Source organism: Actinospica sp. (assembly GCF_035552695.1).
Taxonomy (GTDB): domain Bacteria; phylum Actinomycetota; class Actinomycetes; order Streptomycetales; family Catenulisporaceae; genus Actinospica.
In genome coordinates this window covers 173,298-183,325 of record NZ_DASZKT010000116.1, presented here as the reverse complement: position 1 = coordinate 183,325, position 10,028 = coordinate 173,298, and the positions used below count along the sequence as shown (strand labels likewise).

At 68.6% G+C, this 10,028-nt stretch carries 7 protein-coding genes and 1 pseudogene; 1 reads left to right on the top strand and 7 read right to left on the bottom strand.

Features of this window, described 5'->3' with window-relative positions:
* The 6 genes and pseudogenes from VG296_RS14910 to VG296_RS14885 form a co-directional block, all read right to left on the bottom strand.
* Window positions 1-150, bottom strand: a pseudogene (locus VG296_RS14910) (glutamine synthetase); the annotation flags it as partial.
* 109 nt (window positions 151-259) lie between these two features.
* Window positions 260-1,003, bottom strand: a complete 744-nt coding sequence (locus VG296_RS14905; protein WP_325566305.1) for a FadR/GntR family transcriptional regulator — start codon at window positions 1,001-1,003, stop codon at window positions 260-262.
* A 50-nt stretch (window positions 1,004-1,053) separates the two neighbouring features.
* On the bottom strand, window positions 1,054-3,123 hold the full coding sequence (locus tag VG296_RS14900; protein WP_325566304.1) for a phosphocholine-specific phospholipase C: 2,070 nt from the start codon (window positions 3,121-3,123) through the stop codon (window positions 1,054-1,056).
* Window positions 3,124-3,291: 168 nt separating this feature from the next.
* Window positions 3,292-3,810: a hypothetical protein gene (locus VG296_RS14895; RefSeq protein ID WP_325566303.1), complete on the bottom strand. Its 519-nt coding sequence runs from the start codon at window positions 3,808-3,810 to the stop codon at window positions 3,292-3,294.
* A gap of 75 nt (window positions 3,811-3,885) precedes the next feature.
* Window positions 3,886-5,106 carry an acetate kinase gene (locus VG296_RS14890; RefSeq protein WP_325566302.1) on the bottom strand — a complete coding sequence of 407 codons (1,221 nt, stop codon included), beginning with the start codon at window positions 5,104-5,106 and terminating at the stop codon, window positions 3,886-3,888.
* 40 nt (window positions 5,107-5,146) lie between these two features.
* Window positions 5,147-5,989, bottom strand: a complete 843-nt coding sequence (locus VG296_RS14885) for a hypothetical protein (RefSeq protein WP_325566301.1) — start codon at window positions 5,987-5,989, stop codon at window positions 5,147-5,149.
* 92 nt (window positions 5,990-6,081) lie between these two features.
* Here VG296_RS14885 and VG296_RS14880 point away from each other — a divergent pair, with 92 nt between their 5' ends.
* Window positions 6,082-7,425 carry an alpha/beta hydrolase-fold protein gene (locus VG296_RS14880; protein WP_325566300.1) on the top strand — a complete coding sequence of 448 codons (1,344 nt, stop codon included), beginning with the start codon at window positions 6,082-6,084 and terminating at the stop codon, window positions 7,423-7,425.
* On the opposite strand, the gene VG296_RS14875 is transcribed toward VG296_RS14880, so the two are convergent.
* Window positions 7,422-10,019: a rhomboid family intramembrane serine protease gene (locus VG296_RS14875; RefSeq protein WP_325566299.1), complete on the bottom strand. Its 2,598-nt coding sequence runs from the start codon at window positions 10,017-10,019 to the stop codon at window positions 7,422-7,424. The two genes, VG296_RS14880 and VG296_RS14875, sit on opposite strands and share 4 nt — an antisense overlap.
* Window positions 10,020-10,028: the final 9 nt, after the last annotated feature.

The following is a 10,028-nucleotide window of genomic DNA, read 5'->3' as shown; positions in this document are numbered from 1 at the left end:
CTCCGTCTCATCCGGCACCACCACGTCCAGGAAGTACTCGGCCGACAACCGCTTACCCTGCAACCGACCCTGCATATCGGTCAACGAAACCTCAACCGTATCCACCACACCCTCGACAACCAGCGCACGCAGTTGATCGAGCGTGAGCATTCCCGGTCGCCGGGTTTGACTGCTGTCACTGTTCATGCACGCGCCTCCGGGGCAGCAGAAGCTTTTGGACGGAGAGTCGTCCATTGCGGAGTGAAAGTCAAGAGGTGTCTCAGGAGGCCAGGAAACCGCGGAGCAGGACCGCGGTTCCTTCGAGATGCTCGGCCATGGCGCGGCGTGCGGTTTCGGTGTCTCCGTTGAGCACGGAGGCGCTGATGAGCCGGTGTTGTTCGGCCGAGTGCCGGAGGTTGGCCTCCAGCATGGGGATCGCGTCCAGCAGGTCGTTGACACGCAGCCGGGCCTCGCCGACGGCCGCGGCGAGTTGCGTGGAGCCGGACAGCTCAGCCAGGGCCAGGTGGTAGCGCGTGTCGGCGATGCGGTAGTCGGCGGCGTCGGCGTGCTCGGCCGCGTCCATGCGCTGAGTCAGGAGTCTGCGTTCGGCGGTGCCGAGCCGTCGTCGGGCCGCGGCCTCGGCGGCTCCGGTCTCGACGACGTGCCGGAAGGTGAGCGCGTCCTCGAGGCCGCCGGGCAGGTCGCCCAGCAGCTCGGGCAGCCGCTCGGGCGGCGGCGGTGCCGGACGTCGCAGCACCCTGGTGCCGCCGGAACGGCCGCGGGTGCTGGCCACGATGCCCTCCGCGGCGAGCGCGTGGATCGCCTCGCGCAGCGTGTCCCGGCTGATGCCCAGCTGGGCGGCGAGCTCGCGTTCCGGCGGCAGCCGCTCCCCCGGCCGGATCGCGCCCAGCTTCACTGAGCGCAGGATCCGCTCGACGGTCTCCTCGAAGGCGTTACCGGTGCGTACCGCCTGGAACACGGGGAAACCGCCGTTCGGTCCTGCGCTCGTCGTCACCTCGTCCACGGTGAGTATCGTGCGCGCCGCGAAGGCGGCGCGTCTAGAGGTGAATTCGCTCAGCCGGTGATGCTGGCCGCGCCGATCTCGATGTGTCCGGTGAAGCGCCGGGACCAGGACGAGTCGCCGCTGACCGTGATCGTGAAGTCGTACCAGCCGTTGCCGTACGCGACCTGGTTCCAGTAGTCGGACACGCTCTCGCCCGCCGCCACGGTGTACGTCCACGGGCCGTCGACGCGGTAGTGGTCGGCGGTGACGGTGAAGGTGACCGTGGAGGTGCCCGAGTTGGCCATCGTCAGCCAGAGCGACTGCTTGTTCAGGTTCGGCGAGGGCGCGTAGTGGCTGGTGACCTCGGCGGATTTGCCGGACGTCGTCGCGTTGCCCTGGAAGCGGCGCAGGAAGCGGTTCGGCCCGGTCATCGTCAGGTCGTAGGCGCCGTTGCCGTAGCCGGACCCGACGTTGAAGTAGTCGGTCACGACGCCGTCGCCCGAGGACGCCGAGTACGCCGGGACCGTGTACTGCCACGGACCGCCGCTGCGGTATTCGTCGGCGTACACGGCGAAGGTGGCCGCGCCGGTGGCGAGGCTGCCCTCGTTGGCCATCTTCAGCCAGAGCAGGATCTGGCCGTTCGAGCCGTACTGGATCGAGGAGACGTAGCCGTCCGGCTGGTACGGCAGGGCGCGCGCGGCGCGGGTACCGGACTCCTGCGACGGCAGAGCGTTCGTGTCGGGAGAGGGGTTGAGTTCGATGTTGCACAGCGACTGGCTGATCGTCGACGTGGTCGCCGGCAGCGAGGCCGGAAGGCCGTAGACCGGGTTCGCGAAGTCGAAGGCGCCGGTCAGGTCTCCGCAGATCTCGCGCCGCCAGGCGGAGACGTTCGGGCTGCTCGCGGGCGTGCCGAGCGCGGCCGTCCAGGTCTCCATGAAGCGGATCACCGAGGTGTGGTCGTAGGTCTGCGAGTCGACCCAGCCGCCGCGGGTCCACGGCGAGGCGATGATCATCGGCACGCGGTAGCCGAGGCCGATCGGCGTGCCGTTCTGGATGAACTCGTCGGCCGTGCCGGCCGGCGGGACGGGCGGCGGCACGTGGTCGAAGAAGCCGTCGTTCTCGTCGTAGTTCACGAACAACACGGTCGAGTCGAAGACGTCAGCGTCGGCGGCGAGCGCCTGGAGCACCTCATTCACGAACTGCGCGCCGTCCTCCGGCGGAGCGTCCGGGTGCTCGGAGCACTGCTGGTTGGCGACGATCCAGGACACCTGCGGCAGCGTGCCGTTGACCACGTCGTTCTTGATGGCGGCGGCGATGTCGGTGGGAGTGGACCCGGTGGTGGACGGGACCGAGGACATGCCGTTCTGGTAGAGCGGGGAGCTGGTGGCGGCGTTCGCGAACTGCTTGAAGTAAGCAAGGCCGTTGTCGCCGAAGTTGTCGCTGGCGACCTGGTACAGCTTCCAGGACACGCCGGCGTCCTGCAGCGCCTCGGCGTAGGTCTGCCAGCTCAGGCCCGACTCGGAGCCGCCGTCGTACGCCGGGCCGCCCGCGGTCCCGTTCGGGTCGATCATGCCGGACCACAGGTACGTGCGGTTCGGGCCGGTCGCACTGAGGATCGAGCAGTGGTAGGCGTCGCAGATCGTGTACGCGTCGGCGAGCGCGTAGTGGAAGGGGATGTCCGAGCGGGTCAGATAGCCCATCGTGCGGTTCGAGCCCTTGGCGGAGATCCAGTCGTCCATCTTGCCGCCGTCCCAGGCCTCGTGCTGCGTCGACCAGCCGTGGTCGAGCGAGCCGTCGCACTGGGCGAGGGTCTCGGCGCTGGCGGCGATGTCGCCCGAGCCGTTGCTGAGGTTCCACGGGTACTGCCGCGAGGACCCGTTGGGCTGGTTGAACACGCTGTAGCCGCCGGGCAGTTGGATCGTGGCGCGGTCGCCGAAGCCGCGCACGCCCCGCAGGGTGCCGAAGTAGTGGTCGAAGCTGCGGTTCTCCTGCATCAGGATGACCACGTGCTGCACGTCCGTGATGGTGCCGGTCGAAGCGGCCTGCGCGCGGGCGGCGCGCAGCGGCACGACGCCTAGCGCCGCGCCGGTGCCGACTGCCGCGGCAGTGCCGATGAGGGTACGACGGGATATCGGAGACATGCTGAGCAAATTGCCGCTGACGCGAGAACTTGTCCAGACAAGACTCGTGTCATGGCGGTGAAACGCCAGTGAACAGTGCGAAGGACTCCGTGATCGACTCGGCCGATTGGAGCGCTCCCGATCGGCTTGACCTGGGGTGTCAGCACCCCACGTCGATCGGCTGGAGCATCAGTTCCCGGATTCGGTGGGCGGCGGCGAGACGCGGCGGGTCGGAGCGTGCGCGCCGCGCGAGGGAGGCGCGGCGGGCGATGCCGGCTTGGGCTGCTTCTGGCCGACCGCCTGCGGCGGCTTGGGCTGCTTCGGATTGGGATTGGCGGTCGCCTGTTGCGGCGGTGCCTGCTTCGGACGCTCCGGCCGCTCCGGACGCACGGCGCGATCGGTGGCCGCGCCGCGCGTCGGCTGCGGCTGCTGCTGGGGCTGCGGCTGTTGCGGAGGCGGAGGCTGGAGGGTGAGCGCCGGCATCACCGTGGTCTCCTCGGCGTCCGGCGCCTGCGGAGCGGCCGAGGCCTTCGGCCCTGCCCCGACCGTCGAGGCTTTCGAGACATCCTTCGCGTTCTTCGCGTTGGCCGGCCCGATGCGTTCGAGGACGGCGTAGAGCAGCTCGACCGGCACCCGCGGATTCAGGGCACGCTCGAGGAGCTCGTCGAGTTCTGCGGGGTTGAGAGCGTCGAGGTTGTCCACGTCCATGCCCGGCCCAACGGGGTCCGGTGGGCCTGGGTTACCCGTATTCACCCGAGCGGAGCGGCTAATAAGAAGACACGACTAGCCCACTACCGCGAGGGTCTGCCGGGCGATTTCGAGTTCTTCGTCCGTGGGCACGACGAGAACGGCGACTTCGGCGCCGTCCGGCGAGATGAAGCGCTCGTCGCGATCGCCGGACTCGTTGCGCTCGCGGTCGACCGCGATACCGAGGCGTTCGAGGCCGGCGAGGCTCCGCTCGCGGGTAAGCGGGTCGTTCTCGCCGACGCCCGCGGTGAAGACGACCGCGTCGACCCGGCCGAGCACCGCGTAGTACGCGCCGACGTACTTGCGGATGCGGTGGCAGTACACATCGATGGCCAGCCGCGCCGCCGGATCGCCGCCGTCCGCCTGCTTCTTCACGTCGCGCAGGTCGTTGCTGCCCGCGAGACCGAGCAGACCGCTCTCCCGGTTCAACGCCTCGTCCACAGCCGCGGCGTCGAGCCGTGCGACCCGCTCCAGATACGCGGGGATCGCCGGGTCGATGTCGCCGCTGCGCGTGCCCATGACGAGGCCCTCCAGCGGCGTGAGACCCATCGAGGTCTCCACGCTGCGACCGCCCTCGATCGCGCTGACGCTCGCGCCGTTGCCCAAGTGCAGCACGATGACGTTCGTCTCCGCGGCCGACCGACCGAGCACCGCGGCGGCGCGGCGTGAGACGTACTCGTGCGACGTGCCGTGGAACCCGTACCGGCGCACGGCGTACCGCTCACGCCACTGCTCCGGCACCGCGTAGGTGTGCGCGGCGGCCGGTAGCGTCTGGTGGAAGGCGGTGTCGAACACTGCGACCTGGGGCACGCCGGGGAACGCGCGCCCGGCACCCTCGATACCGGTGATGTTCGCCGGATTGTGCAGCGGCGCCAGCGGGATCAGATCCCTGATCTTGCCGAGCACCGCCTCGTCGAGCACGGTGGCCTGAGTGAACTCGGTGCCTCCGTGCACGACGCGATGTCCGACCGCCGTCAGCCGAATCGTGTCGAGAGCGGGTCCCGCGTCGCGGAAGGCGGCGAGCACTGCGGCGAGAGCATGCTCGTGGTCGGCGAAGGTGTCCGTGATCTCGTACGGGTCCGTGCCCGGCCGCTTATGCGTCAGCGTCCCCGTTCCCCCGCCGCCGATGCGGTCGACGAGTCCGGTCGCGAGGCGGGTGCCCGAGTCCCGGCTCTCCGCGGCGCTCGGATCGAGTTCGAGAAGCTGGTACTTGATCGACGAGGAACCGACGTTCAGGACGAGCACGACCTGCTTCATGCAGCCATTCTGCTGCACGGCCCGGCCGCGGGCGGCAAGGCTACTTGTCTGACTTATAGCGCTCGGGCAGATGCCAGTTCCTCGGCGGATGCGGCATGCCGCTCACGAGCTTCTTGATCCGGTCCTCGAGATTGATGCGCGAGGCTCGACGCACGGACTTCGCGTACTTCTTCGACCCCTCCGAATAGAAGCGGTTGGACCACGGCGAGCCGGGCCTGGCCAGCCGCAGCGCGGCGAAGATGCCGAGCGGCAGCAGCAACACGCCCGCCGGGCCGAGGAACAGCCGACCCTTGAACAGCGCGATGACCACGAAGCCGAGGGTCAGGAACAGGTACGCGAAGTAGAACCACAGGCTTTCGCCCTCCGTCCGTGCGATCGGATTCGACACGACCATGCCGAGCGTGCCGAGCCCGGACACCAGCACCACGGCGTCGACCGACTTGCGCCCCTGCTCCTCCCAGTAGACGTCCGTGAGGTGCAGCCAGAGCGCGAACTCGTCCAGCGTCAGCGCGGCTCCCGCGGCGAAGATGCACGCCAGCACCGTGCGTGCCACGCCGTGCGGTGCGACGACGAACTGCACCGGGCCGGTGACCAGCATGAGCACGATGCCGGGCACGAGGTGGTGCACATGAACCGAGCCCACCTTGACGTTCCCGAACGGCCCGACGCCGGATCGGATCATCCGCACGACCAGCCGGGTCAGCGCGAAGGCGCCCACGAAGCTGCACAGCATCGCGAACTGCACGGTTCGGCTGGCGCTGTTCTCGGCGTGCACCGTCACGTCGACCGAGGTCGAAGCCACGCCGGCCACCACGTCGTGCAGTGAGTGATGGCCCGGAATCCCGGCCTGGACCGACCCGAAGACGATCTCGTGTGGTGTCACCCCCCTAGTTTGCCTCTCATACCCGCCCAGACCGTCCCGGAACGGCCGTGTCGAGGTGCGCGCACGTCCTCCGCGAAACTAAGGTGCTGATCATGCGTCACCAGTTCCCGCTCGGGCGTGCCGTCCTGGCGTCCGGGCCGCTCGACTGGTCGATCGTCTCCGGGCTCACTCCTCTCCTGCTGACGCTGCTGGGGCTGGCCGCGCTGCTCGCCCTGGTCTACGGGCGCGAACCGCGCTGGTGGCAGCGGTGGGTCCCGGCGATCATCCTCGCCACCATCCTCCTCTCGGTCGGCATCGCCCTGTTCGTCGACCGCGTCTGGCAGCCGTTCCCGGACACCCTGCCCACGGAAGTGGTCGTCTGGATCGGCGTCATCCTCGGCGCGGTCGCCCTCGGCCTCGTGCGACTGTTCCGGCGCGGGGGCTGGCGGCCCAAGCTGCTCGCCGGGGTCGCGTTGCTCGTCGCGTTGATCTTCGGGCTCAACCAGATCAACCGTGTCTACGACCAGTTCCCGACCCTGCGCGACGCGCTGCGGTCCCTGACGACGCAGGCGACACCGCTGAAGGACGTGACGGGTATCAAGCCGCTCGTCGTCGCACCGGCGGGCACCTATCTCTCCGAGGCCTGGCACGCTCCGGCCGACATGCCGTCAGGCGGCACGCTCACCTCCGCCTCGATCCCGGCCACCCGCTCGGGCTTCCACGCGCGCGACGCGTGGATCTACCTGCCGCCCGCCTACCAGGCGACGCCGCGTCCGCGGCTGCCCGTCCTGGTGCTGCTCGCCGGGCAGCCGGGCTCGCCGAGCGACTGGGTGGACGGCGGCGACATCGTGAGCATGATGAACACCTTCGCCGCCCGACATCACGGGCTCGCTCCGGTGGTGGTCATGGCGGACGCCACCGGCTCCGAGTTCGGCAATCCGATGTGCATGGACTCGCGGCTCGGCAAGGCGCAGACCTACCTCAGCGTCGATGTGCCGACCTGGGTCAAGGCCACCTTCCAAGTGGACGCCGCCGCCTCGCAGTGGGCGGTCGCCGGCCTCTCCTACGGCGGAACCTGCGCGCTGCAATTGGCGGTCAACGCGCCGAGTGTCTTCCATGAATTCATCTCCATCTCCGGTCAGGACCAGCCGACGCTCGGCACCGTTCAGGAGAGCGTCGACAAGGCTTTCGGCGGCAGTAAGGCCGCTTTTCTCGCCGTTGACCCTCTTACGATCATGAAGACGAAGAAGTTCCCGGAATCGCACGGTCTGGTCGTCGCGGGCTCGGATGACGGCACATATCGCCCACAGCAGCGGAAGGTCTACGCTGCCTGTAAGGCCGCGGACATGCACGTCGCGTACGAGGAACTGCCCGGCGGCCACGGCTGGCAGGTGTGGCGGCCCGGACTGGAACGCAACCTCGACTGGCTCGCGCAGCAGATGATGCTCGCGCCCTAACCCATCAGCTTTCGACTCAACCGGACCATCTGCGCGGCGTTCGTATGCGGCAGGTACGCGCGGCCGATCGCGTTCCCGATCGCGGGCAACGCGGCCGGATCCGGATAGCACATGTACAACGGGAAATACTGCGGCTGGAATTTGGACTTGAACGCCAGTAGCGATCGGAAGCCGTAGACCGGCTCCAGCGCCTTGCCGGCCACGTCGAGGACACGTTGCAGCGGCACGGGCTGCGCGCCACGGTCTATGCGGGCCAGCGGCGCCCCTGACAGGCTGAGGAAGCGCGCTCCCTCCTCCTGGAAGCCGAGAGCCGCGGACGCGATCAGGAACTCCATCACGCCGCGGAAGCCGTCTCCTGACCGGCGCATGAAGTCGAGCGTCCATCCGACCGGCTCGCCGTCCTGATACACGGGAAGCCAACTGGTCACGCCGTGCAGCCGCTCCTCCTCGTCGAGCGCCAGAAGGCAGCGCACGCGCGGATCCCGCAGTTCATTGAGTCCGCCGAGTGTGAAGCCCATCTCCGGCAGGCCCTTGTCCGCGACCCATTCTTCAGACAATTCCCTGATGTGCTGCTGCACGCTCAGCGGCGCGGTCGGGTACGTGAACCACTGCGCGGTGATTCCGACCTTGCCCGCCTTGTTCAGGGCCGTGCGCACGTCCTGCCACTTCTTGCCGCTGAACTTCAGTTCGGGCAGGTCGAGAACGGTGTCCTCGGCGACCTGAACCGCGCTCCAGCCGAGCTTGTCGGTGGCCGTGCGCGTCTCATCCGTGACGCTGTAGAAGCACGGGTTCCAGCCCTGGCTGTCGCAGTACCGCGTGAACTGCTCGACGGCCGCCGCGCGCGACTCGGCCTTACCGTAGGGATCGCCGGTGGTCAGCGCGATCCCGCCGATCACGCGATAGGCGACGGCGGCCGTCCCGTCCGGGCTGATCCAGTACTCGTTCCCGGGCCAGGTGGTCATATAAGACAGCGGCGATCCGCCGAAGCTCGTCAGCAGCCGGTCGGCCTTGTCCTTCTCGCCGGCGCCGCGGATCGCCGTGCGGCGGAACGTCAGCAGCAGGCCGCCGAGCGCGATCACCCAGAACACCGGGCCGACGGCGATGTACAGCGCCTTGGCCATACCGCCCTCGGGGATCAGCGCGGCGGTGTTCTCGTTGACCAGGGTCAGCCACGTCGGCGAGAAAAGTCGTTTCGGATAGTCCGCGAGCAGTGCGCTGACGGTCGCGTCCGGGTCCCACTGGACGCGGACCTGATAGGCGAAGTTCACGTAGAGCGCGCCGACGGCAATGAACGCGAGGACGAGCGTGCCGAGCAGCTTGAGGCCGGTCCAGCGCGGTGCGCGGATGGCGAAGTGGCGGCGCGTGAGCAGCAGGACGATGACCACACCGACCGGAATGCACATGATCAGACCGGTGTAGATCATGATCGCGGTCGGCACGCCCGCCTGGTCCGGCTGGCCCTCGGTCATGTCGACGAGCATCTGCGCGTACCGCACGGTCACCGTGCCGAGCACGATCTCGCAGGCGATCGCGGCCCACCAGGCCATCCGTCGCCCGCGCCAGAGGCCGTAGGCGATGACGCCGAGCAGCAGGACGGGCACGAACAGCACGAGGATCGCGGGGGTTCCGGCCAGGACGTGTTCGGCTTCACTGGCCCGGCAGGCGACGGGATCGTAGTAGGCCGAGGTCTTGGTGCAGTAGTCGTGGATGTCGTCCTGGGTCGGCGCCTCGTCGATGAACAGGTTGACGAGAATCGCCATTGGCCCGTACGGGTTATTCGTGATCCACGCGATGAGCGGACCGAGCGCCGAGGTGAGCGCGAAGACCGCGACGAGCACGCGCGTCTCCGCGTGCGAGCTGGCCAGCCGAAGCCGGCGCGAGCCGCGCTGCAGCAGCGCGAGCCCGATTCCGAGACCGATGAGCGCGGCGAACGTGCGGGAGATGTCGATCACGCCGCCGTCATAGAACAGGAACAGCAGCGTACTGATGATCAGCAGCAGCCGGGTTCGGCGGCGCCAAAGTGTCGTCATCCGCGCGCTGACCGCCAGGCCGAGGCCGACGACGCCGACGGAGGCGCCGACCGTCGTGTTGTAGTCCGCGCCGACCGTGCTCTGCAGCCAGAGGTCTCCGGCAGTGGACCCCGCCTCGATCGCACCCAGTCCGAGCGCCGCGCCGCCGATCTGACACAACGCCAGCAATCCGACCGTGCGCCACGTGCCGAGCCGCCGCTCCGCCGGTACGACGAATACGAGGATCAGCAATGTATTCGCTAGATAGGCCCAAACGTTCTGACACCAGAAGGAGTACGTGACGAGCGTCCACACGCGACCTGACGTGAACGCGGTGGTATCAAGGCCGACGTGGCTCAGCAGTTGATCGCTCGGGCCGTAGGCGACGCTGTGGGTCGCGAGCGCGATGATCCAGAGTGCGGCGACGAGTACGAGCGTGAACGGCGCCTCGCGGACGACCTTGGCGAGCGCGACGCCGGTGCGGACCCAGCGGCGCGTCAGCCCCTCGGGGACGTAGCGCTTGGGCCAGGCGGCCTTGTCCGCTATGTCGCCGGATCTCTCGCCGTCGGTCTCCGCAGTCGTCATACAGCGGAC